Source organism: Moritella sp. F3 (assembly GCF_015082335.1).
GTDB lineage: Bacteria > Pseudomonadota > Gammaproteobacteria > Enterobacterales > Moritellaceae > Moritella.
Genome location: NZ_BLRL01000002.1, coordinates 213,247 through 239,079, shown reverse-complemented (window position 1 = coordinate 239,079; position 25,833 = coordinate 213,247). Strand labels below are relative to the sequence as shown.

Here is a 25,833-nt window from a genome sequence, read left to right as displayed (position 1 = left end):
CTTCCTTCCTGTTAGATTCAGTTATTAACGGTATGGCTAAGCTTGCTGGCTTTTTGCTGCTAGCTGGTTAATCAAGGCTAATGCGCTGCCATTATCAATTGCAGCCATGGCTAATTCAGTGCCGTGTTTAAAGTCTGTTGCTATCTCTGCAACCATTAATAATGCCGATACGTTGATTGCCACAGCGGCTTTTTGTGCATCAGTGCCGTGACCTGATAATAGGCGCTCGATAATGACTTTATTTTCAGCTGCATCACCGCCGCGCAGTTCTGCTACGTCATAACGTGCCACGCCGAAGTCTTCAGGGCTGATGGTGTATTCTGTGATCATGCCGTTATTTAATTCAGCTACTTTGGTTTCACCGTGCAGGGCGACTTCATCTAAGCCACTGCCGTGGACGACTAATGCGCGTTGTACACCGAGTTTATCCATGGTTTCTGCTATCGGTAGAATTAAATTTTCGTCATACACTCCCATTAATTGTACTTGTGGGCGCGTTGGGTTTAATAACGGGCCAAGCAGATTAAAGATGGTGCGGGTTTTCAGGGTTTGGCGCACAGGCATCGCATGGCGAATACCGGCGTGGTATTGCGGCGCGAACAAAAAGCAAATACCTAATTCATCAAGGCAGGCTTTTGCTTGTGCAGGGGTTTGCGTTAAGTTAATGCCAAATGCTTCTAATAAGTCCGAAGAACCTGATTTGCTCGATACACTACGATTACCATGCTTAGTCATTTTCAACCCGCAAGCAGCTGCGACAAACGCGGCTGTTGTTGAGATATTAATGGTATTCATGTTATCGCCACCAGTACCACAGCAATCAGCATGTAATTCGTCAACTGCTGGGAATGGGGTTGCTGCCGCTAATAAGGCTTGTGCTGCGCCAGCGATCTCGTCGGGTTGCTCACCACGCATTTTTAACGCCGTTAATACAGATGAAAGTACGATTGGATCCATTTCACCTTGTACGACCGCGGTAAATACCGTTTCTGACTCTTCAATTGTCAGTACTTGGTTTGCATATAGCTTTTCGAGAATGTCGGCGATTGTTGGTGTTGTGTTTGTATTTTCCATTGACCTACTCCTTAGGACTTATTGCTGATTCTGTTGCCCATGCTAGGGTATTTTTTAACAGCGCAGCGCCTTCACTGGTTAATATTGATTCTGGATGAAATTGAAAACCTATCACTTTGTCTTCTGGCTGAATAATCGCCATTGGCATACCGTTAAATTCGGCATTAACCGTTAAGCTACTTGGTACTTTTGTTGCGACTAATGAGTGATAACGGGCAACTGGTAGTGGCTGGCTTAAACCGGCAAACATAAACTGACCATCATGGTTAATTGATGATGCTTTACCATGCATGATTTCTTCTGCACGGCCAACGACGCCACCATATTGCTGTACCAACGCTTGATGACCTAAGCAGATGCCGATCATGGGATATTGACCACGGCATAAGCGAATAAGTTCCAACAAACAACCTGCTTCTGATGGATTACCTGGCCCTGGTGAAAGTACCACAATTGGGTCGTTTTCACATGCATCAATTTGCTGCTTAATTGTTTCTGCGCTAATACTATTACGGTAAATCTTCACTTCATGGCCTAGGCTGCGAAACTGGTCCACGAGGTTGTAAGTAAAAGAGTCAAAGTTGTCTAATAAAAATAAAGTGTTGCTCATGTTGCCTCCGTTACTTAGCGTTGTTAGTTGGGGTTGAGTTAGCTTTTGCTTTCATACTGTTAGCTGCCATAATCTCTGCCAATGATGAACCTTGCGCTAGTGCCACGGCATTTAATACTGCGGCTGCTTTACTGCGGGTTTCATCTGCTTCAGATTGCGGGTTTGAATCGTAAACCACACCAGCGCCTGCTTGCACATAAGCGGTATCATTTTTTACAAATGCAGAGCGAATAACAATACAAGTATCCATCGTGCCGTCACCCGTAAGGTAACCGACCGCACCGCCATAACTACCACGACGTTGTTGTTCAACTTGACGCACAAGTTCCGCGGCGCGAATTTTTGGTGCGCCGACTAAGGTACCCATGTTCATGCAAGCTTGATAAGCGTGTAGGGCATCAAGATCGTTACGTAGTTTACCTTTTACGCGCGACACCAAGTGCATCACGTAGCTGTAACGGTCCACGTTTAATAGATTTGCCACGTAGCGTGTACCGGGTTGGCTAATACGAGCCACATCGTTACGTGCTAAATCAACCAGCATAATATGTTCAGCGGTTTCTTTTTTATCTTGGCGAAGTTCTAATTCAATACGACCATCTAAGTCAGGGCAAATAGAACCGTCAGCGCGGAAGCCACGGCGACGTGTGCCTGCAATAGGGTAAATCTCAACGTCATTGCTTTGCGCATCATATTTCAATGCACTTTCTGGTGATGCACCAAATAATACAAAGTCTGAATCGTTCAGATAGAACATGTACGGGCTGGCGTTCGTTTGCTTGAGTTTTTCATAAGCAGCGAGTGAATCAGGGCAAGGTAGATTAAAGCAACGTGATGGGACAACTTGGAAAATATCACCTTTACGAATGTAATCTTTTAAATCTTCTACTGTGCTGCAAAATTCACTATCACTGATATCGACGTTGAGTGTGAGGTCTGTGGTTTTAACTTCGGTGTTAGCGGCTAATACCGTTGTACATTCGGTTTGGATACGCGCTAATTTAGTTTCAGTCTCATTTAACGCCGTAACGAAGTGTTCACCACCAAATACGCTACCGATTAACTTTGATTGTTGGGTTTGGCGATCAATGACGATCAACGTTTCAGCCACATAGAATACAAAGTCAGGGCAGATATTCGCGCCATCAGGTACTTTTGGCAGAGACTCGACACTGGCAATCATGTCATAGGCAAAACAGCCGCCTAAGAATAACGCTTCGTGAAACGGTGTTTCTGGAATGACGCGATTGATCATGGTGCGCAGGGCATCAAACGGTGATGATGACTGCAAACGTGAATCTTCATCTAGGCTGTCGTCTGTTGGGGCAAAGCTTAATGCTAATTGGTCATGACTCAGAGATGTCACTGTATCGGTACCAAACTGGGCAGTAAATTCGCCAGCTAAAAATGGCAGTAAATTTTCACCATTCTTGGTCAATGCGCTAAATTGAACTGTGCGGCCAAAACAAGAGATTTTAACGGCAGCATCTAACAAAATTAAACTTTGTAGCGCGGTCTTGGTAACGATGTCCGCAGATTCTAGCAATAAGCTATTACCGCTGGGACGATACATGTGACGGTAGAATGCAAGGGGATCATCAATGTGCGGACAATCTTGCTGAATTGAATGTAATTTACCTGGCGCTAATCGCTGCGTCATAGTACTTTCCTTGCTTTAAAGTGACTAAATTTCCAATAAAAAAGCCCGTTTCAATGAAACGGGCTTTAATGTTTGTTATTTTTGTAGATTTACATTTACTGCAGATATCACAAAATCACATGCCCGTTTAAAGAGGAATGTGCCACCACCAACTGATTGTTTGGTTTGTAATAATTTGCATTGATTCTGAGCCATAAAGTTATCTAATTAGGTTAAACTTATGCGTTTAGGGCTATTATTGTCAATACATTTATTAATATTTGTGTGAAATTGTTAAATAAAACTTATAATAGGGCCTTATTGTTCCTTTTCTGACTTTTTATCGCTGGATACGCTCTACTTTTATGATATACGATTTACATTCTCATACTACTGCCTCTGACGGCTCTCTTAGTCCAGCTGAATTAGTACAACGTGCGGTTGAACATCGTGTGGATGTATTAGCGATCACCGATCACGACACCACTGACGGTTTACAAGAAGGCCATGACACGATTGCTGAAAAGCAACTGCCGCTGACGCTGATCAATGGCGTGGAAGTGTCGACTAACTGGCAAAATCATGAAATTCATGTTGTTGGTTTAAACGTCGACCTGGCCAATCCTGAATTACAGGCATTTTTAGCTGAACAACGTAACAAGCGTGAAGAGCGTGCTGTTGAAATGGGTAACCGTTTAGCTAAAGCACGTATTCCCAATGCCTATGAAGGTGCAAAAGCCTTGGCGGGTGATGCCAGTATCACCCGCAGTCACTTTGCTAAATACTTGGTTGAGCAAGGTGTGGAAAATACCTTTCAGAATGTATTTAAACGTTTCTTAGCCAAAGGTAAAACCGGTTACGTGCCACCGAACTGGGCAACAATTGAACAAACGATAGAAATAATACATCAATCAGGTGGCCAAGCTGTACTGGCTCATCCGCTGCAGTATAAACTGTCAACTAAATGGTTTAAAAGATTATTAGCAGCCTTTGAAGAAGCGGGTGGTGATGCACTGGAAGTGGGACAGCCACAACAAGGTATTACTGAACGAACTCAATTGGCGACTTATGGTCGTGATTATAATTTAGCTGGGTCTGTTGGTTCTGATTTTCATCGACCAAGTAGCTGGACTGAATTAGGTCGAAATTTATATATCCCTAAAGACTGCACCCCTGTGTGGTCGTCTTGGCCTGAAATCGATGCGAAAAAACCAGTTGCTATTGCCGAGTAAAGAGCTCAAATAGCGTTGGAATCTGAATGGATGTGAACTGCATCTGCAACGGTCATAAACAGTTAAGGTATCATTATTATGAGTCAATTTTTTTATGTACACCCTGATAATCCGCAAGCGCGCTTAATCAGTCAGGCCGTTGCTATATTACGTGACGGTGGTGTGATCATCTATCCGACAGATTCAGGTTATGCGTTAGGTTGCCACACTGGTGACAAAGCCGCGTTAGAGCGTATTTGTAAAATCCGTAAGTTAGATAAAGACCATAACTTTACGTTACTGTGTCGTGATTTATCAGAGCTATCGTCGTACGCTCGTGTGGATAATAGTGCTTATCGTGCGCTTAAAAACAATACCCCAGGTCCGTATACCTTTATTTTTAAAGGCACGAAAGAAGTGCCGCGCCGTTTAATGAATCCAAAGCGTAAAACCATTGGTATTCGTGTTCCTGATAACGCTATTGCATTGGCATTATTAGAAACCTTAGGGGAACCTATGATGTCGACGTCTTTAATCTTACCTGGGAACGAGGGCACTGAATTTGATCCTGAAGCTATCCGTGATCAACTTGAGAACCAAGTCGATCTGATTATTAATGGTGGCTATTTAGGTGAGCAAGCGACAACCGTAATTGATTATTCTGAAGGTAATGCTGTGCTCCTTCGTCAAGGTGCTGGTGATGCATCTGCTTTCGTGTAACCCGTGGTAGAGTCTAGCACTGCGATTGCCAAGGTTAATGGCGAATTATTACGTAAAGTACCCAAGGATTTGTTTATTCCGCCAGATGCGCTGAGTGTATTTTTAGACGCATTTGAAGGGCCATTAGATTTATTACTGTATTTAATTAAAAAGCAAAAACTCGATATTTTGCAGTTACCAATGCAAAAAATCACGGCGCAATACATGGAATATGTGGAATTAATGACCACGTTGAAAATTGAGTTGGCCGGTGAGTATTTGGTGATGGCCGCCTTGCTGGCGGAAATTAAATCACGTTTGCTATTACCTAAATTAGTGGTGGCAGAAGAAGAACTTGATGATCCACGTTTAGTGCTGATCAGACAGTTACAAGAATACGAAATATTTAAGAATGCAGCAGAAGAATTAGATAAGCAACCACGAATATTACGTGATATTTTTGTTGCTAGTGCTGATCTACCTGATAATATTACCGCCGCACCGTTATTAGCTGAGGTATCTCTACGAGACTTGGCGTATAATCTGCAAAAATTACTCAAGAAAGCAGAACACTTCGAGCATCATCAGATCCAACGTGAGGTATTAACCACGCGCGAAAAGATGACGCACATACTGGCATTACTGCAAGATGGTAAAGTACGCACTTTCCATCAAATTATCGATCTTGAAGAAGGCCGACGCGGTATTGTGGTGAGTTTTCTCGCAATCCTTGAGTTACTTAAAGAGTCTTTAATCAGTCTGATCCAGAATAATCACTTGGGTGAGATATACTTAAGCTTAGCCGAATAAGTATGAGACCGACTGTGAATACAACACCTTATAAACAGATTATCGAAGCTGCTATTTTTGTGGCCAAGAAACCGTTATCATTAGCGGCTTTGTGCCGAGATGTGCTTGCCGAAGAAGACCTAAGCCGTCAGCAAGTCGTGGCTTACATTGCCGAGATAACGCATGATTATCAAGGTAAGGGTATTGAGCTGGTGGAAGTGGCCAGTGGTTATCGTTTTCAAGCGCGTTCTCATTTAACGCCTTGGCTGCAACGTATGTTGCAAGATAAACCGGCGAAATACTCGCGCGCGACATTAGAAACATTAGCACTGATTGCTTATCGTCAACCCGTTAGTCGGGGTGATATTGAAGCAGTTCGTGGGGTTGCCGTCAGCAGCCAAACGATCCACACCCTTGAAGAACGGGAATGGATCAAAGTGATTGGCCGTAAAGAAGTACCGGGACGACCGGCTTTGTATGCGACAACCACGCAATTTTTAGATTACTTTGGTATTAAAAGTATTCAAGAGTTACCCCCATTGGATGAAGCTCTATTGGCTAAATTAGCCGCCATGGATGATGAAATTGTATTGGATATCTAACGGTATCAAATAAAAATAACGAAGAATTTAACTTAATATTTAGGAAAACTGATGAGTGAAAAGCTACAGAAAGTACTAGCACGTGCTGGTTTAGGTTCCCGTCGTGAGATGGAAGCTGTGATCGCAGAAGGCCGTGTCAGCGTTAATGGTGATATTGTGACATTGGGTACCCGTGTTGAAGAAACGGATAAAGTTCGTTTGGATGGACATCCGGTACAAATTATCACAGAAGAAGAAAACGTTTGTCGTATTCTTGCATACCATAAGCCTGAAGGTGAGTTATGTACACGTAAAGATCCAGAAGGTCGTAAGACTGTATTCGATCGTCTACCACCATTAAAAAGCGGCCGTTGGATCGCGATTGGTCGTCTAGATATCAATACATCTGGTCTATTATTATTTACTACAGATGGTGAGCTAGCAAACCGTCTAATGCACCCAAGCCACGAAGTAGAGCGTGAATACTCTTGTCGTATCTTTGGTGAAGTAACACCGAAAATCATTCAAAACCTACGTATGGGTGTTGAATTGGAAGATGGCCCAGCTAAATTCCAAAAAATTAAAGGTGTTGCTGAGGGAACTGGCGGCGAAGGTCTTAACCAATGGTACAACGTACTATTGAGTGAAGGTCGTAACCGTGAAGTTCGTCGTTTATGGGAATCTCAAGGTATTCAGGTAAGTCGTCTTATCCGTATCCGTTATGGTTCATTAGTACTTGATCGCCGTCTACCACGTGGTGGTTGGTCAGAACTAGCACTTGATGAGATTAATTACTTGCGCGCTATCGTTTCATTACCACCTGAAACAACAGCACGTAACCTCGATCGTAAAGAAACACGTATTCGTCAAGGCCGTATCCGTCGCTCATTGAAAAACAATGAAACACGCCAGAGACCGAAAAAAGATGGTCGATTGGGTAAAGAAATGGAAGAAACGAATGAACCTCGTGGTAAAGGCCAAGGCCGTACTAAGCCAGCAGGTTCAGGTATTCCGCTACACGGTAAGAAAGCACCGACTAGACAGCGTAGTCCTAAAAAAGGTGTAGCGAAGAAACGTTCTCGTATCTAAGCACACATTTTTAATTGTCAGTCTCTAGTTAATAAAGTAGAGAGCATAGACTTAACTACATAACGCGTTATCCCGCTACGAATCAGCATTGGGATAGCGCGTTTTTTTTTGATAAATACTCGTTAGTTTCGCTAATGGTAGGGGGCGATCAAAATAATAGCCTTGTACTAAGTCACAGCCATAATGACGAAGGCGGGCATATTGCTCTTCCGTTTCAACCCCTTCGGCAATAACGGTTAAATCACATAGCTGGCCAATAGCGATGATGGTTTTGACTAAGGACTCACTTTGGCTATTGATTAAAAATTTATCGATAAATGAACGGTCAATTTTTATTTCAGTGATTGGCATATTACTTAAGTAACTTAACGAGGAGTAGCCAGTACCAAAGTCATCAAGTGAGAGTTTAAAATGACAGTCCCTGATTGATTGCAGAATAGGCTGCACTTTCGCTAAGTCATTAATCAATACATTCTCAGTAATCTCCAACGTCACTAGATGATTATCAACGGCCATATCAGTGGTGATCTTAATCAGGTTACTGACAAAGTCGGGTTCCATTAATTGCTTAGGAGAAATGTTAATTGATAGCTGTAGTTGAATATCACTGTCGCGATTAAAGCGTAAAATATCCGTTAATGATTTTTCAATCACAAAACGGCCAATTTCATTGATTATACCGACGTCTTCTGCGACCTTAATGAATTCTACAGGCGAGATATGCCCCAACTTGGGATTATACCAACGTACCAATGCTTCAACCCCGTAAATAAGCCCTGTAGCGACATCGATTTGTGGCTGATATAGCACATCTAGTTCATTTTTTTCGATCGCTAAATGTAATTCAGATTCCAGTAACAGCTCGTGTTTAACCTGGGTATTGATGGCATTATTAAAGAATAAATAATTGCCCTTTTGCTGTGACTTGGATTTATACAAGACAATATCAGCCTTACTAATCAGTTGCTCACTAGCACTCCCGTCATCTGGGTACATTGCCACCCCGATACTGCAACTTGAATGAATCGATTTACCATTAATGACAAAATGATTTTTGAAAATTGCACATATGTGCTTAGCTTTTGTCTCAGCTTCGGCTAAATCAGCGAGCATCGGAAAGCAAAAAATAAATTCATCGCCACCAAATCGAGCCACACTGTCGCCGGGAGATAGCATTTGGTTGAACGTGATACCAAGTCTGGTGAGTAGTTGGTCGCCAACTGAATGACCATACAAATCATTTATTTTCTTAAAATCATCGAGATCGACAAACATAAGTGCTAATTTTTTATCGTTTTTCTTTGATAGAGCAATGCCTTTTTCTATGTAGGTATCAAACAATACTCTGTTAGGTAGTTTGGTTAATGAATCGTGCAAGGCTTGGAATTGCAGTTGTTCTTTAATTTGATTTAATTCAGAAAAGTCATCACTTATTTTATTTTCATATGAGGCAAATCGACGGCCTAAATAATTAGCGAAAAGAAGTGATAGCGCCACAAAAAAGACGGTAACAAATGAGCTCAGCCATAAAATTTTGGTTAGATCTTGCCTATTTTGCAGGCCAATCGCTGTTTCACGTGTGGTAAGGTAATCTTCAATTTCATTGACATACACACCTGAACCTATTGCCCATTGCCAGTCTGAGAATCCCATAATATAACTGATTTTTTCTGCAGGTCGGTTCGTGCTTGGCATCATCGCGCTAATATACTTAAGAAATCCACTGCCTTGTTCGGCTACGTCGATGATCTGTTTTGCGTTGGAACTACTCTGCTCATTAAGTGTATTGTATCTGTTGGTATTTTTAACTTCGTCGTTGTAATGGGATAAATAATTACCCTGATAATCGATGACAAAAATATAGCCATTACTGCCATAACGGATATTGGAAATGCGATGTAATAGACGCTGCTTAATGTCATTTTCGACATCAATAACATATTCACCTGTGCCTATAAACCAGTCGTAAGGTGCAAATCGCTTACTAAAACCAATTTTTTCAAATTCTTGATCTTTATTTTGCGGTTTCACAAACCACCACCGCGTAAACCCTTCACCTTTCGCGGTCATTAATTTCGCTATATCGCGAAGAATGTAATTGCCTCTTTCATCTTGGATATCAGATTTATCGGTACCCTCAAAGTTTGGCAGGGTAGGATGCATGACATTAAAGCCATTAGTTTTATAAATGAAATAATAACCACGTCCTTGGTTAAAGCGAATACTTCTTAAGGCGTCACTAATTAACTTGGTGACTTGCGCTTCAGGCTTATCTTTGTTTGCTTCATAAATCGTCGTGGCGATACGGTGAGCCTGATAAACACGTGCTTTAATGGATTCTTTTAATAACCTTTCGGTGTTACTTTTTTCGTAATGGATTTGTTGAAAAACTTGTTTAACTTGATATTTTGCCTGTTCTTGTTCTTTTTCTATAAAATCTTGGCGCAGGGACACGATATCTTTGTTCAGCTTGGTTTGGTTATTGTTAATGACAATAACGTTAACCAAAATAGCGAAAATAATGACAATAATAGGAGGGATTATTTTTATCAACCGCAGTATTTTTAGATCATGAGTCATTTATATTTAATAGCTTACGGTTAATTAGTTGAAGTTAGCAATATAATAAAAACACTGGGAGAAATAAAGTAGTACAGCCCCAAAAATACTTTAAAGCTGTATTTAGTTTGTTTATTTCGTTTCAAGTATTAAAAATAGCATTTTTATTATGGTAAACGATTGGATTAGACGTAGGCTAAGTCACCTTCGTCATTAGCATTTGTACATCATTACTACTCGGTTGCTGAAAAGCCTGCAGCCCGAAAGAAGGTAATACCGAAAAGATATGATCAAAGATATCAGCTTGTATGTCTTCATAAAAAGCCCAGCGGATCTCGTCGGTAAAGATATAGATCTCGATGGGCATGCCTTGCGTGGTAGGCGCTAACTGCCTTACCAATAATGTCATGTCTTTACGTACCTTGGGGTGCTGTCGTAAGTATGCTAATAAATAAGCTCTGAATGTACCGATATTAGTTAAACCACGGCTATTGACCGCGTGTTCGTCATCACTAAACGGTAGATTGAAGGTGTTGATATCCACGCTTTTATCAGCCAGGTAATTTTTTAATAAATGCACGTGGCTAAGACGTTGGGTATCTTCTTTGGTTAAAAAACCAATACTTTGGATATCGATAAAGACACTGCGTTTGATACGACGTCCACCGGACTCACTCATACCACGCCAGTTGGTAAATGCATCTGACACTAACGCGTAAGCGGGGAGCATGGTGATGGTTTTATCAAAATTACGCACCTTCACGGTAGTGAGTGATACTTCCTCTACTGTGCCATCTGCACCGTATTTATCCATTTGAATCCAATCGCCTCTGGTCACCATTTGATTCGTGGCTAACTGAATACCAGCGACAAAGCCTAAAATGGTGTCTCTAAATATCAGCATGATGAAACCTGTCGCGACACCTAAACCACTTAAAAAATAAATGGGTGATTGGTTGGATAAAATCGACACGGTGATAATGGCTGCAACAAAAAATAAAAACAGTTTAATTAGCTGGATGAAACTGGTGATAGGTAAGCGTTGAGTCGCGCTATGTTCATCGGCTATTTGCGCTATCGCATTTAACACGGAATATATCGCTCGTATCAATAAAATCACCAAAAGGGCGGTCAGCAGACGGCCTATGATTTCGGTGAAATAAGGTGACAATACGGTAAACAAAGGTCGCAGTATTTCTATGATTAATAGCGGAACTAATAAGGCGAATTTTTCTAATACGCCATGTGCAACAAAGGTATCATCCCAAGTAACTTTAGAGCGGATAGACATCAACTTCATCGCTTTAATCACGACGCGCTTGACAACTAAATAGGATATGCCTGCGAGCGTTAAACATAGCACTACTAATATAAGGTTGTAAGTATTTGAATCTGCCTTGTTTAATGTATCGCTATCTGCGAGCCATTGCGAGATGGCTAATCTTAATTCTTGATCCAATGTAAATATCCTTGGTTAATTCCAGTGTGAGGTCATGAAGTTAGTGCGTACTGATGGTAGGCAATCGACTCTTTTTTATCAAGTATTTATATTACCCTGTAGTTACTACTTAATAAATACAGCGCTATTTGGAGCTGGCTTGTGACTTATCGCCTAATTGATAAAGAACATAAAAATAGCTATTACTTCACTAAAAACAGTTTTGCTAATAGCAGAAAACAATTTTATAACATACATTAAACAGGTTTTTATCATTCTGAGAGGGAAGGCACATAACATGGCAATGAAGCTTATTTTAATTATTTTGTTTGGACTCGCACCTGCAACGTTTGCATTTGCGTCAGGTGGTGGGGAAATTATAGATCTCACTACGTCCAGAATAGGCTATTTTGCTATCATTATTTTTACCTGCGCATACTTGCTGGTAATGGCGGAAGAGCATTTACATTTACGAAAATCGAAACCTGTACTCGTCGCAGCTGGTGTCATCTGGGCACTCATTGGTTGGCACTATGCTAACCTTGGCATGTCCGATGTTGCTGAGGCCGCGTTTAGGCATAACCTGCTAGAATATGCAGAGTTATTACTATTCTTACTGGTAGCGATGACTTACATCAATGCGATGGAAGAGCGTCAATTATTTGATGCATTGCGCAGTTGGATGTTAAGTAAAGGCTTGGATTTAAGAGGACTGTTCTGGTTAACGGGTATTTTGGCATTCTTCATCTCGCCGATTGCCGATAACTTAACAACGGCTCTACTCATGTGTGCAGTGGTATTGAAAGTTGCAGGGGAAGATAAGAAATTTATTAATCTCGCTTGTATTAACATTGTTGTTGCCGCGAATGCGGGTGGTGCATTCAGCCCATTTGGTGACATTACAACGTTAATGGTATGGCAAAAAGGCATGGTTGCATTTAATGAATTTGCCGCGCTATTCTTACCTTCTGTGATTAACTTTATCGTACCAGCGACGATCATGACGTTCTTCATTCCTAAAAATGCCAAGTTATCAGGCGTACAAGAAACGGTTCATACTAAACGTGGTGCCAAGCGTATTGTGTTGCTATTTCTACTGACTGTTGCATCCGCAGTTGCTGCGCACAGTGTGCTACATATGCCGCCAGTACTAGGTATGATGACAGGTCTAGGTTATCTACAATTCTTCGGTTACTTCTTACGTAAAACATTACCAATTTCGTTAGAGCGTAAACGCGCTAAGGCAGAACTTGCTCAGGATGAAAAAGCCTTGCAGCAGCTTGGTAGTGTCGTGCCGTTTGACGTATTCCACAAAGTGGCTAAAGCGGAGTGGGATACCTTGTTATTCTTCTACGGCGTGATTATGTGTGTGGGTGGTTTAGGCTTTATGGGTTACTTAAGTCTGGCATCTGGCATCATGTATGGCACGTGGGATACGACGATGGCTAACGTGGCTGTGGGTGTTTTGTCGGCGATTGTTGATAATATTCCGGTGATGTTTGCGGTATTGAGCATGCAACCTGACATGTCATTAGGACAATGGTTGTTAGTGACGCTAACAGCGGGCGTGGGCGGTAGTTTACTGTCTATCGGTTCTGCGGCTGGTGTAGCGCTAATGGGTCAAGCACGTGGACTGTATACGTTTGCAGGTCACTTACGTTGGGCTCCAGTGATTGCACTGGGTTACATCGCTTCAATTCTTTGTCATCTATGGCTGAATAGTGCGTTGTTTTAACTAACACGTTTAAACACTGAGCTTGTTACGTAAGCAACAAGCTCAGTATTCCTTAATACCTACTTTTCATATTAACTTCTTAGATCCTCTTTACTATCCATTGTATTACCGGCTTATTGATATACCGCTCTATCCTCATATCAAGCTGCTCGCTAAACCAATGCGTTGCCAAATAGACATAGATCACACTTATTGAATAATTAATTTTATAGATATTTATATGAATGTTGCTATATTCCGGCCGGTCTATATTGAAAGGAAATTGTGATGAAGAAATGTTTTATTATTATATTATTGGCTTCCCAAATGTCTGGCTGTGTTGCGCTCGGTGTCATCACTGCAAACACAGTGATGGATTATAATGCTAGCCTAGACACTGGGAAGTAAACAATTACTAGCTATTTTTATCGAGTTCATCAGACTGCGTTTGCACGGCATATTGTAACTGCTCTTCAAGCTCATCATGCTCAGGTTTGTCTTTAATCGACGTGCTTAGTTCGCTGTCATCGAACACGTCTGAATCTTGTAAAATCTCAACCATATCAGAGGCGATATCGGGTACAGAATCAATCATCGTGGTGGCGATATCGGCAGCGTATTCAGGGATCGTTTCAGCAACTTGGGTGACGTAGTCATTTACCGCACTTTCAATGTTCGCTGTGGCATCACCTGATGTGGCTTGTTCGCTTTCAATTAGATTGCTCACGTAAGCTTCGGCAACTACATTTGATGACTCAGGGTATGCTTCAGATACAGCGAGGGCGAAGTCGGCTGATTGCGTTGGTGATACATCGGTTAAACGGCTGTATAGCTCGGTTGCTGTTTGCTCTGTGGCGGCCGCTGCACGATCGACTGGACGCATATCATCTAACGAATCAGATAAGCTTGTCATGTATTGGTCGGTCATTTCCAGCAATTCATCTTGGTGCTCTTCAACCATATTTTCGGCTGCGATCTCCATCATATTAATCCCGTTATCTGGCATTGAATTGGCGATGGCAACAATAATGTCAGTAAATTGGTCGGGGCGCTCCGTGGTGATCCAGTCAACTAATTCGTCCGCTTGTTCTGGTGAGGCATTGGTGAGAGCCTCGGCAATGTGTATGCTCATTTCTGGCGCGGCGGCGGTGATGGCGCGGTACAAACGGCTGATATCAATTTCGTCAATGGTACTGAGTGCCGCGGCTAAGTTTGAGGCGTCATTTGGGTCGCGCATCGCTAAGGTTTTGGCCATGTTCACGGCAGCTGCGGGATTGTTTGCTGCTAAACTAATCGCCACTTCAACTTCTGATGTTTGTTCAAAAGAAGGCTGGGAATATTGAGTTCGAGGATCCAGTTCAGATGCCACACCGGAAGGGGTTTGCATAATGAAATTTTCTTGCTCATCGCGTGGTAGCGCTGTCTGCTTAAACATATTACCTAAGATAAATACCAGTAGCGTCAGTGCCGTAATACTCATGAATGAGAATAATGCTGCACTGCCAAATATGTTCATCGCAATAGAGGCGAGATTGGGACCGAGAATACTACCCAGTGCATAAATCAGTAGTAAGGATCCCATTGCCGCTAAAATCTGTTCTCGCAATACTTTATCAAACGTTTCTGACATGCTCATTGGATAGAGGCAAGCGGTTAAGCCCATGACAACTGCAATGACTAATAAGGTGAGGTTAAATTGTGACGAATTAATTAACTGTGGCACTACTAGTGATAATGCTGCGATGGTTAATACCATGGCGATCATGGTTTTACGACGGTCGAAGCGGTCTGATAAATACGCGATTGGATATTGAAAAACAATAGCACCAAAAATAGATGCGCCCATAAAAATGGATAAGCTGAAACCTTGAATACCGTTGTCATTGGCAAAAATAGGCAGCATATTAACTAAACCCGCATAGAGAAAACCGCCGTAAAAACAACAGATAACTCCAAGTGGCGATAGTTTAATGATGGTCATTAAGGACATGGACTGACTGTCTTCAATCTGTGGCCCCAGTTGCTTGCTGATCACGATAGGGGTGATAGAAAGGCTAAATAAAATACCTGAGATAACAAACAGAGTCACATCGGTGATTGGCGCAACGTTTAATAAGAACTGCCCAGAAAACAGTGCCGACATGATCACCATTTGGTTAATTGATAATACTCGTCCACGGCTTTCTTCTGTGGCACTGTGACTTAACCAGCTATCGAGCGTGGCATTGGCGCAGGCCATGCAAAATCCGGTTAGCATCCGCATTGCTGCAAGCATTAACGGCTCAGGATATAAACCAGACAATAAGATGGCGACCGAGGTTAAGCTACCGCACATCGCAAATATACGGATATGACCAACTCGTTGTAATAATTTACGGCTATAAATCGCACCCAGTAGAAAACCCACAGATAGCATAGATAAGATGATACCGATGTTATCGACGCTGATACCGTCATTTTGCATGCGCACAGGCAATAAAATATTACTCAGACCGTAACCTAACATGAGTAAAAATCCACTGACGAGTAGTAAGATAAAAGGTTTAAGGGTTGCGGTCACAAGCGTATTCTCTTCTTTATTTAGTCTAAAATGGTTAATTCGTTATTCAGTTAGGCTTTATAACATATATTCAACAAATCATGATATCTGATCACACATTTGTATAAATATAGCCGCATATAAAGATATTTCGTCAGCGATTGGATTATGGTTGATTAATGAATGGATAAGCTTATTTGTATGCCATTTTCACATTTCTAAAAATGCTGTACACTTAACCAGTCTTACACTACTTTTTCTGGTTAATTTTGTCTGCTACATATCTGGGTTTTTTATTATCGCGCCATAGCCGTGATCGTAATGGTAACAACGAATTAAGTTACTGGTTAGCATCTGAAATGGGTGCGGTTAAACTGATCCCGGCAACCCAGCCGCTGGTGATGTTCATTCCTCAAGATCAACTGACCACTGCATTAGCGTGCTTAAGTGAGCTTAATCCACGCTTTAATTATAAAAATTTGCAGTTGCGTAGCTTTGATTTAGAGTTGATGAGCGCCTTTTATTTCCAGACGTCCCATGACTATCATCGCGCCCAAGAATTATTAAGACGTAAGCTGGTTACGGTATTAGAGGCGGATATTCGTCCAGCTGAACGTTACCTGATGGAGCGTTTCGTTAAAGGGGCTGTCGAATTTACTGGTACGCCAGTACAGCGCAAAGGCTATGTTGAGTTTCAACAAGCACAACTTAAACCTGCTGAATTGCCAGATAACTTAGTCGACAAAATTAAACAGATCTCACTGGATATCGAGTGTTCAGAACACGGTGAGCTTTACTCAATTGGTTTGTATTCATTAAGCCCTGCCTATTGCCCTGACGGTAAGCCTTTTAAACGGGTTTACATGATAGGCGAGCAGCTTGATAAAGATCTCGTTCAGGCACAAATAAAAGCGAATAAAAATTTAGCGCAAGCTCCTGATGATGAGCCGTTGATCCACTGGGTTGCTGACGAGAAAAGCTTGTTATTGGCACTGCAAGCATTCGTGATCAGCTACGATCCTGACATCTTTATTGGTTGGAACGTGATTAACTTTGATTTTCGGTTATTGGCTGTGCGCGCCACATTCCATAATCTTAAATTATCGCTAGGGCGTGGTGGTCAAAACCTGCATTGGCGTGATGGCCGCACACCGCAGCAGCCAGGTTTTTTAACCTTACATGGGCGCGTAGTGGTTGATGGCATTGATAGTTTAAAAACCGCCACTTATAGTTTCCCAAGCTTTAGTTTAGAAAATGTAGCACAAGAGGTCCTTGGTGTGGGTAAGGATACCGAAGACGTTGATAACCGCATGGAACAGATCAATCACGATTTTCACTTCAACAAACAGAAGTTAGCTAAGTATAACCTGCAAGATTGCGTCTTAGTGTGGGATATCTTTGTTAAAACGCGCTTGTTAGATTTCTTGTTATTACGTTCGCAATTAACTGGATTGGAATTAGATCGTAACGGTGGCTCTGTATTAGCATTTACGAATGTATATTTACCTAAGTTACATCGTGCGGGTTATGTTGCGCCAAACTTACGTGAGAGCGGAATAACAGCGAGTCCCGGTGGTTATGTCATGGATTCCTTTCCAGGCTTGTATGATCACGTGATAGTGCTGGATTTTAAGAGCCTGTACCCGTCGATTATTCGCACCTTTAAAATTGATCCGGTGGGCTTATTAGAAGGTGTGCAAAACCCAACAGAGGCGATCCCCGGGTTCCGTGGTGGCTTGTTTGATCGGGATAAACATTACCTGCCCGATATTATTACCGAACTGTGGTCACAGCGTGATCAAGCCAAGGTCGATAAAGATGCCGCACGTTCGCAAGCCATTAAGATCTTAATGAATTCGTTTTATGGCGTATTGGGATCTGGCGGCTGTCGTTTTTATGATACGCGTTTAGCATCTTCGATCACCATGCGCGGCCAAGAGATCATGCAGACAACTGCTGGCTGGATTGAAGCTAAAGGTTATAAGGTGATCTACGGTGATACTGATTCGACGTTTGTATTACTTGATAGCTCGAAATTTACTGATGGCGAGGGACATGACGAGCGAAGTGTGCAGGCGGATCGTATGGGCGCAGAATTATCAGAATATATTAACGCGCAATGGCAACGACACTTACGTGAAGACTACGACATTGATTGTTTCTTAGATATCGAATACGAAGTGCATTATCACAAGTTTTTAATGCCAACGATTCGTGGCCTAGATAAAGGCAGTAAAAAACGTTATGCCGGTTTAGTGAATACCAAAGACGGTGAGAAGCTGATCTTCAAAGGCTTGGAAACCGTGCGTACCGATTGGACCGATCTGGCGAAGATGTTCCAAATGGAGTTATACCATCGGGTATTCCATGGTTTGGCTGTTGAAGATTATGTACTGGAAATTGTCGAGAAGACCTTAGCAGGAGAGTTTAATGATAAGCTCGTTTATCGTAAACGCTTGCGCCAAGAATTGGCCTTATATGTGAAGAATGTGCCACCACATGTAAAAGCAGCACGTGCAGCGGATGAGAAAAATCGCCAATTAGGTCAGCCTCTGCGTTATCAACACAAAGCTTGGATCAGTTATGTGCTCACCTTGAGTGGCCCTGAAGCGGTTGAGCACCAACATTCGGTCTTGGATTTCGAGCATTATATTGAAAAACAATTGAAGCCGATTGCTGATGGTATCTTGCCATTTATCGGCTTGAGCTTTGATTTGATAACCGATCAACAAATGGGACTATTTTAATCATCGTGTTAATAACAGCTTTAATAATCGTTTTAATCGTAGCATTAACTGTATTCAACTTTAGTTGCGATTAAAACAATCCTCCTGACAATACTTTACCTGCATTTGTGAAACCTATCCTGACAACGCTAGCCAAACTGGTTTATCTTAATCAGTTACACATTTATCGCCTGTTGTCGCTATCATCACTTATAACAGCCTACTCGTTTGGCGCGTTATAAATAGTCGCTAATTGCTTTGACATTATGTCAGCGATTTTAGGCTGAGCGATACGGTTTGGGTGGATCCCATCGTTTTGCATTAAGCTTGGATCTATTGCGATCTGCTCCATGAAAAATGGCAGTACCGTAATGTCTTTTTCACTGCCAACTTGAGCAAATACATCAGTGAACATTTTACTGTAGCGTGGGCCATAATTAGGTGGAATACGAATATTCATGACATAGACTGGGATATTCTTTGCGTGGGCTAAATCAACCATTTTTTCTAGATTGCTTTTGATTAACGTAGGTGGAAAACCACGTAAGCCGTCATTACCGCCGAGTTCAATGATGAGCGTATCAATAGACTGTTTAGCCAAAATGCCAGGTAAGCGAGATAGACCGCCAGCGGTAGTCTCGCCACTGATACTGGCATTGATGATGTTATACGGGGCATTTTTCTCGGATAACTGCTGATTAAGCAGGGTTACCCAGCCTTCACTTTGTGTCATTCCGTAACTCGCGCTGAGGCTGTCACCCAATAACAAAATTTTATGATTAGCTGTAGCATGTGCTGCAGGTAACAAGATAACCATCAATAATAATACTTTAAAGGCATTTTTAAACATGAAGCTACATTCCGACGTTATATTAAAAGTAAGTGCCTTAACTAAATCAGTTAAAACAGAGGCTAAGACCTTGGATATTTTACATCCGATGGACTTAGCGGTAACCGCTGGTGACTCATTAGCGATTGTTGGTGCGTCTGGTTCAGGTAAGTCTACCCTATTGTCTATTATAGCGGGATTAGATTTACCTTCGAGCGGCGAAGTTTTTCTTAAAAACCAGCCATTGCACCAATTTAATGAAGAGCAACGTAGTGCTGTTCGCGCTCAACATGTTGGGTTTATCTTTCAGCAATTCTTATTGATCAACAGTTTAACTGCGTTGGAAAATATCATGTTACCGGCTGAGTTAGCGGGTATGGATAATCCTGAACAACTGGCACGTGAATTATTAGCTAAGGTTGATTTAGCCGATAGAGCGGAGCATTTCCCTTCACAACTCTCCGGTGGTGAGCAACAGCGTGTGGCAATTGCTCGCGCCTTCATTTCTAAACCCGCTATTTTATTTGCAGATGAACCGACAGGCAACTTAGATACTAAAACGGGCTCACACATTGCCGATCTTTTGTTTGAAATTAATAAACAACAAGGCACTACCTTGATATTGGTGACGCACGATCCGAAATTAGCCGCGCGTTGTCAGCGTCAAGTAACGATGGAAAGCGGTCAGTTAACAGAAAATAGCCAGTTAGCAAAAAGCAGTGTGCAGGCTGCTGTCACAGAATCTACGACTGAGCAATTTAAAGAAAAACAGATGAGTGAACAACAATGAGTTATTGGCATAAACATTCTCTGCGTTTATTGAAGCACGAGTTAAAACGCGGTGAGCTGACGATTATCTTGTTGGCTATCGTATTAGCCGTATCCGCGGTATTTGCATTGTCGGGCTTTTCCAGTCGAGTTAAGCAAGCGTTAACGGCCGAGAGCAGTACTTTTATTGCTGCCGATAGGGTGTTAGATACGGGCAGCGTGATAGATCCTGCCGTATTAGCCAAGGCCACCAGTTTAGAACTCGTTCAAGCTCAGCAGATACAAATGTCATCCATGGTATTCACGGATGAAAAAATGGCCTTATCGGCTTTGTCTGCAGTATCGGATAGTTATCCATTACGTGGTGAGCTATTGGTGAGTCCATCATTAGATGCCACGCAAGCAGTCGCGTCGAATGCGCCAAAATCAGGTGAAGCTTGGTTAGAAGCGAAAGGGTTAAGGCAATTAGATCTCACGCTTGGCGACAATATTGAAGTCGGGGTTATGCGTTTCAAAATCACCGGAGTGATCACCCAGATACCGGATGCATCGTTTAGTGTATTTAGTTCTGGTCCTGTGGTGTTTATTAACAGTCAAGACATACAGAAGACAGAATTAATTCAACCGGGAAGCCGATTAAGCTATAAATACCTGTTCGCAGGAGAAGCCGACAATATCGCTGCTTTTGAGCAATGGTTCAAACCACAGTTAAGTGATAACCAACGTTGGTATGACATTAAATCACAAAACTCACCGTTAGCCAGAGCCCTAAGTAAAGCGGATAAATACTTATCACTCGCCAGTATGCTCGGTATTGTTTTAGCCTCTGTTGCGGTGGCCGTTGCAAGCCGTCGTTATAGTCAGCGTCATCAATCCGTTGTAGCCGTGTTTAAAGCCATGGGCGCATCTAAGCGTTATGTGTCGAAACTGTATTGTCTACATTGGTCGTTACTCAGTGTATTAAGTATTAGCCTAGGTTTAGTGGTTGGTTATCTGATTTTAAATCTCGGCTTGTATGCGATGCGTGATTATCTTGATACCTCTACCACGGGGAATATGGCGTATCCTTTCTTAGTTGCAATTGTCACCGGGATTATTTGCGCCTTTGCATTTGCTATTACGCCTTTACGAGAGTTAGTGCAGACTTCGCCTATGACGTTGTTGCGTGGCCGTGGTAGTCATGCTGAAAACAGTTTGTTGAGTAAATTAATGAGTCCACTGCCGTCAGTCGTCGCTATTTTTACTTTATTGTATTTATTTAGCCAAGATGCAGTGCTCAGTGCTGCGTTGTTAATTGGTGGTGTGCTAGTGGCATTAGTGCTGCTGGTTATTGGGCGCTTATTTATGCTTGCCGGGCGCTCAGCTGGCAGTAAAGCTGGTAAGTCTTGGCATCTAGCGTTAGCTAACTTAAAACGTCGTGCTAATGAAAATGCGGTGCAGTTGATTAGTTTCACGATTGCCATTCAATTACTGCTTATTATCGTGGTGATGAAGAATGGTTTGATTGATGATTGGCAGCAGCAATTACCTGATAACAGTGCCAATCGTTTTTTAGTCAATATTACTGCAGAACAAGTTGAACCGGTGAACAACTTTGTTGATTCGTTAGGTATTGAGTCCAGTGGACTGTTTCCTGTGGTTCGCGGTCGTTTAACCAAAATTAATGATGACCAGGTGACCAAGCGAGTCAGTAAAGAAGACACTAAATCAGCGGATAATGGCCGTCGGGGTGTTGGCCGCGAGCTAAATATGACTTGGCGTGATGCCTTGCCTTATGAAAACAGCTTAATGGCGGGGAGTTGGTGGCAACCTGAAGATAGCCGCGCACTGGTATCGATTGAATCGACCTTAGCTGAAAAGTTAGATGTTGATATTGGCGATAACTTAACGTTCCAACTTGGTAGTGAAGAAGTGCTGGTGATGGTCAGTAATATTCGCAAGGTAAACTGGCAAACATTGCAGCCTAATTTCTACATGATTTTTAACCAACATGTACTGGCTGATTTCCCTGCAACGTATATTTCATCGTTATATGTACCGGATGATGCCACTGATGCACTGCAAGATTTCTTAACGCAATATCCGACTATTACCTTAATTGATGTCGATGCCATTATCACCCAGTTACGCAGTGTGATAGGGCAGGTGTCTATCGCCATTGAGTTTATTCTGTTGCTGGTGGTACTAGCGGGAAGCTTAGTATTAGTAGCTCAAGTGCAAGCCAGTATGGAAGAACGTGAACGTGAGCTAGCTATTTTGAGGACGTTAGGCGCAAGTGGACGCTTACTTCGAAATAGTGTGTTGTTTGAATTTGTTGCTTTGGGTGCACTTGCTGGACTCATGGCGAGCATTGCCATGGAGCTGGGCGTGTATATTTTACAAAGCCGTATTTTCGATATGCCAGGTGCATTTCATTTTCAATATTGGCTATTAGGTATAGGCGCAGGTGCGAGTTTTGTCGGACTGATAGGCTTACTGAGCTGTTGGCGTTTATTGAACATGTCGAGTGTGACGTTAATTCGACGAACAATGTAGTTATCAATGTAGCCGTGAATGTCAGTATTTATGTTACAGACAGTATTGCAGGCAGTATTGTAGACAAGGTTACTCGCTAGGAAGTGTGCGGTGTTATGGAAGTATCATGGAGTTGCTTCATGGCACCGCATCTGGAAACATGATCTTTACTGCAAAATCGAGTTAAATACTCGTTATTTCTGAATTAAGCCTACAAAACTAACCAATTGTTGGTAGTGTTTGATGTGCGAAAAGATTTAGCATTTTATTTTAAATACTAGCAAAAGAGGACCTTATGGCTTTTTATTATTATGCGTTATTGGCTATTTTTGTAATGATTATACCCTGCATGTTTTTTATTAACAGTATTGTCAGGTATAGCCGCCATTCAACCAAGCTTGTTAAAAAGTAATATCGTTAACCGAATTAATGTGTATCAGCTCCATCCGACGAAGGTTTGTTCATAACTATTAACTATTAATAAATCATCATTAATTATGATGAATAATAGATTATTCGCCGCTAAAGAAGTGATTGATATTCACTTATCTCCTTGCGGTCGGTAGACTATAGCCCTTAATGATTATAAATTTATGATGGCTAACGATTACTGAAATTGCAGTAAACGCGAACCAGGGGGAATAGTTTGCTAGTAATTCGACCGATGGTATTTCGCTTTGTTATTATTTTAACGATCGCATTGCTCCCCGCGTTAGCATTGATGTCCTATAATATTTGGCACGATTTCAGTGCAGAAAAGCAAAAGATACGTAATAACGCATTTCAATTTGCCGAAAAAGTAATTACTCAGCAACAAAACAAGATTAATTATACCAAGTCGATCTTGTTTAAATTAGCCCAAGAAAGTGCTCTTCAAGACCCTAAAGATCCACTTTGCTCTGTTTTTGTTGCGCGTGTGCAACGTATGAATCCACTTTTTACTAATATCGGCGTGCCATTAGCCAATGGTGATCTGCTTTGTAATGCACTGCCACTAGCAGAAGGTGTTAATGTCGGTGACCGAGCCTATTTTCGTAATACCATTGAAAATGGTGTGTTTTCAATGAGTCAATTTCAGCACGATAGAGCCAGTGACTTACCTTCAATGAATTTTTCGGTGCCTGTTTATGGTGATGATAAAAAAATAATTGCTGCTGCAGTCGCGGTTGTATCACTTGAATGGTGGGGGAGGCAGCTCGCGGATGATTTTTTTCCAAAAGATGGCGCTGCATTTATTGTTGATAATAATGCCAACGTTATAGCCTCGCATTATGATATTACCAGAGCGAAAGAGACCTTGGCGCTAATCATGAGTGAGAGACTGCCAGAACAACAAGGAGTTTATGAAGTCACCTCGGTAGGCGGTACTCCTTATTTAGTCGCTTATAAACCGATGTTTTATCTACAAAGTGCTACGAATACATCGGTAATCATTGCGCTACCGTTAAACAGTGCTTATGCCAATGCTTATAGAAAATTAGAACAGAGTATATTCACTTTATTATTTAGCTTTATCACGTTAACGACAGTGTTGTTTTGGGGGTTAAGGGTTAAAATTATTACGCCTATTTATCAACTTCTCGATAATGCGAAACGTTTTATCTCTGAGCATTTTGAACATACTGATTCGGTCAAAGGTAAGCAGGGGAATGTGAATAAACCTCGTTTCGATAATGAGCTATCGGATTTATCGGAGCATTTTAATCTGGTTATTGCAGAACAAAAGAAACAGCGCAAAGAACTAAATTCATTAGTTTATCTTGATCAATTGACACAATTACCTAACCGTAATGCATTATTAAATAGTATTGAACAACGCCTTTCGGAGCAGCATGGCCCCTTTGCTGTCGTGCTGGTTGATATTGATAATTTTGGTGTGCTGAATGATAGGTTCGGTCATGACATTGGCGATGAATTATTAATTGAGATAGCTAATCGCTTAAGCGTTTTATGCTTAGAAGGTGAAGAAGTAAGCCGTTGGTGTGGCGATGAGTTTGTGCTGATTTTACCTTACCGCAAGCATGCACTACTAGAAAATAGAATTAATTCTATTTTAGATTCAATCTGTAAACCAGTTCAAATCGGTGCGATTACGCATTCATGCCAGGCCCGTTGTGGTGTGGTCATAAGCCAAGAACATACGGTTAAAGATGCCAGTAAGTTAATGCATTTTGCTGATCTAGCGGTGGTAAAAGTTGGTGATATGGCTTGTAAGATTAGTTACTTTAAACCTGCGATGGAAACGGCCGGTCATGAACTATTTGCACTAGAAGCTGAGCTACGTAATGCGATATCACATGATGAGTTACGCTTACATTATCAGCCTATTATTAATTTAAAAACGGGTCATTATGGATTGGCTGAAGCCCTGGTGCGTTGGCAGCATCCAACGCGCGGTTTAGTTCAACCATTCCAGTTTATTGAATTAGCTGAGAAGACTGGACTGATCATCGAGATTGGACGCTGGGTTGTGTGTGAAGCTATCCGTCAGCTCGCAGTGTGGCATGCTGATGAAAATATCGATATAGATGAAGTGGCTGTTAACCTGTCGCCGATACAGCTACAAGATACGCGTTTCATTGGTATTATCGAAGATGCATTAAGAAAATATGATGTTAGCCCTAAACAATTGACGTTAGAGATCACCGAATCGGTATTGCTTGATGGCGGAGAGTCTGCGTTGGATAAAATTGCGCAATTTAGAGCCATGGGTATTAAAATTGCTTTGGATGATTTTGGTACGGGTTATTCAAGTTTGAGTTATTTGTCTCGTATTCAGCTCGATAAAATTAAAATAGATCGCTCATTCGTCAATGAAATTGGTCATACGCGTGATGATATTTTAATTGAAACAATTATGACAATGTCACACAGCATGAATTTAGATGTGGTGGCAGAAGGTATTGAGACCCCATCTCAATTGGCATTCTTACAACAACATAACTGTGAATATGGACAAGGTTATTACTTTAGTAAGCCGATAGAAGTGAGCGAAATAACGGCCTTTTTTAATAACCACAATAAGCAAATTTATGTTTAACTGTTACTTTGTTT

At 41.8% G+C, this 25,833-nt stretch carries 17 protein-coding genes; 10 read left to right on the top strand and 7 right to left on the bottom strand.

All coding sequences use genetic code 11. From position 1 onward, the window contains the following. Window positions 1–36: 36 nt before the first annotated feature. Genes trpD through JFU56_RS04170 form a run of 3 tightly spaced genes read right to left on the bottom strand, consistent with a single transcriptional unit; the run spans window position 37 to window position 3,344 of the window. Window positions 37–1,074, bottom strand: coding sequence for an anthranilate phosphoribosyltransferase (gene trpD / locus JFU56_RS04180; protein ID WP_198436030.1), 1,038 nt, complete (start codon window positions 1,072–1,074; stop codon window positions 37–39). Window positions 1,075–1,078: 4 nt separating this feature from the next. After that, entirely contained in the window at window positions 1,079–1,684 is a 606-nt protein-coding gene (locus JFU56_RS04175) for an aminodeoxychorismate/anthranilate synthase component II (RefSeq protein WP_198436029.1), read from the bottom strand. Window positions 1,685–1,694: 10 nt separating this feature from the next. Then, entirely contained in the window at window positions 1,695–3,344 is a 1,650-nt protein-coding gene (locus JFU56_RS04170) for an anthranilate synthase component 1 (protein WP_198436028.1), read from the bottom strand. Between the two features lie 344 nt (window positions 3,345–3,688). Here JFU56_RS04170 and JFU56_RS04165 point away from each other — a divergent pair, with 344 nt between their 5' ends. The 5 genes from JFU56_RS04165 to rluB all read left to right on the top strand — a co-directional run bounded on the left by JFU56_RS04165 (window position 3,689) and on the right by rluB (window position 7,692). Next, on the top strand, window positions 3,689–4,555 hold the full coding sequence (locus JFU56_RS04165) for a PHP domain-containing protein (protein WP_198436027.1): 867 nt from the start codon (window positions 3,689–3,691) through the stop codon (window positions 4,553–4,555). A gap of 78 nt (window positions 4,556–4,633) precedes the next feature. Next, entirely contained in the window at window positions 4,634–5,254 is a 621-nt protein-coding gene (locus JFU56_RS04160) for an L-threonylcarbamoyladenylate synthase (RefSeq protein ID WP_198436026.1), read from the top strand. 3 nt (window positions 5,255–5,257) lie between these two features. Beyond that, on the top strand, window positions 5,258–6,043 hold the full coding sequence (locus JFU56_RS04155; RefSeq protein WP_198436025.1) for a ScpA family protein: 786 nt from the start codon (window positions 5,258–5,260) through the stop codon (window positions 6,041–6,043). 14 nt (window positions 6,044–6,057) lie between these two features. After that, complete coding sequence (gene scpB / locus JFU56_RS04150; protein ID WP_374221035.1) at window positions 6,058–6,624, top strand: SMC-Scp complex subunit ScpB; 567 nt, start codon at window positions 6,058–6,060, stop codon at window positions 6,622–6,624. A 51-nt stretch (window positions 6,625–6,675) separates the two neighbouring features. Beyond that, window positions 6,676–7,692 (top strand): 23S rRNA pseudouridine(2605) synthase RluB, encoded by a 1,017-nt coding sequence (gene rluB, locus JFU56_RS04145; protein ID WP_198436023.1) that lies wholly within the window; start codon window positions 6,676–6,678, stop codon window positions 7,690–7,692. 75 nt (window positions 7,693–7,767) lie between these two features. Here rluB and JFU56_RS04140 read toward each other — a convergent pair whose 3' ends face one another. Next, window positions 7,768–10,272, bottom strand: coding sequence for a cache domain-containing protein (locus JFU56_RS04140; protein ID WP_198436022.1), 2,505 nt, complete (start codon window positions 10,270–10,272; stop codon window positions 7,768–7,770). Window positions 10,273–10,447: 175 nt separating this feature from the next. Then, window positions 10,448–11,710 (bottom strand): mechanosensitive ion channel family protein, encoded by a 1,263-nt coding sequence (locus JFU56_RS04135; protein WP_198436021.1) that lies wholly within the window; start codon window positions 11,708–11,710, stop codon window positions 10,448–10,450. A 277-nt stretch (window positions 11,711–11,987) separates the two neighbouring features. Here JFU56_RS04135 and nhaD point away from each other — a divergent pair, with 277 nt between their 5' ends. Then, the gene (gene nhaD / locus JFU56_RS04130; RefSeq protein WP_198436020.1) at window positions 11,988–13,424 is read left to right on the top strand and encodes a sodium:proton antiporter NhaD; all 1,437 of its coding nucleotides are present in this window, start codon (window positions 11,988–11,990) and stop codon (window positions 13,422–13,424) included. Window positions 13,425–13,818: 394 nt separating this feature from the next. Here nhaD and JFU56_RS04125 read toward each other — a convergent pair whose 3' ends face one another. After that, the gene (locus tag JFU56_RS04125) at window positions 13,819–15,963 is read right to left on the bottom strand and encodes an MFS transporter (RefSeq protein WP_198436019.1); all 2,145 of its coding nucleotides are present in this window, start codon (window positions 15,961–15,963) and stop codon (window positions 13,819–13,821) included. A gap of 248 nt (window positions 15,964–16,211) precedes the next feature. Between JFU56_RS04125 and JFU56_RS04120 the strand changes: the two genes are divergently transcribed. Beyond that, on the top strand, window positions 16,212–18,689 hold the full coding sequence (locus tag JFU56_RS04120) for a DNA polymerase II (RefSeq protein ID WP_198436018.1): 2,478 nt from the start codon (window positions 16,212–16,214) through the stop codon (window positions 18,687–18,689). Window positions 18,690–18,888: 199 nt separating this feature from the next. On the opposite strand, the gene JFU56_RS04115 is transcribed toward JFU56_RS04120, so the two are convergent. Continuing rightward, window positions 18,889–19,518 carry an arylesterase gene (locus tag JFU56_RS04115; RefSeq protein WP_198436017.1) on the bottom strand — a complete coding sequence of 210 codons (630 nt, stop codon included), beginning with the start codon at window positions 19,516–19,518 and terminating at the stop codon, window positions 18,889–18,891. Here JFU56_RS04115 and JFU56_RS04110 point away from each other — a divergent pair. The 3 genes from JFU56_RS04110 to JFU56_RS04100 all read left to right on the top strand — a co-directional run bounded on the left by JFU56_RS04110 (window position 19,517) and on the right by JFU56_RS04100 (window position 25,819). Continuing rightward, window positions 19,517–20,287 carry an ABC transporter ATP-binding protein gene (locus tag JFU56_RS04110; RefSeq protein ID WP_242065844.1) on the top strand — a complete coding sequence of 257 codons (771 nt, stop codon included), beginning with the start codon at window positions 19,517–19,519 and terminating at the stop codon, window positions 20,285–20,287. The two genes, JFU56_RS04115 and JFU56_RS04110, sit on opposite strands and share 2 nt — an antisense overlap. Further along, window positions 20,284–22,800 (top strand): ABC transporter permease, encoded by a 2,517-nt coding sequence (locus tag JFU56_RS04105; RefSeq protein WP_198436016.1) that lies wholly within the window; start codon window positions 20,284–20,286, stop codon window positions 22,798–22,800. Before JFU56_RS04110 ends, JFU56_RS04105 begins: the two co-directional genes overlap by 4 nt. Before the next feature lie 625 nt (window positions 22,801–23,425). Continuing rightward, window positions 23,426–25,819, top strand: a complete 2,394-nt coding sequence (locus JFU56_RS04100; protein WP_242065843.1) for an EAL domain-containing protein — start codon at window positions 23,426–23,428, stop codon at window positions 25,817–25,819. Window positions 25,820–25,833 lie beyond the last annotated feature (14 nt).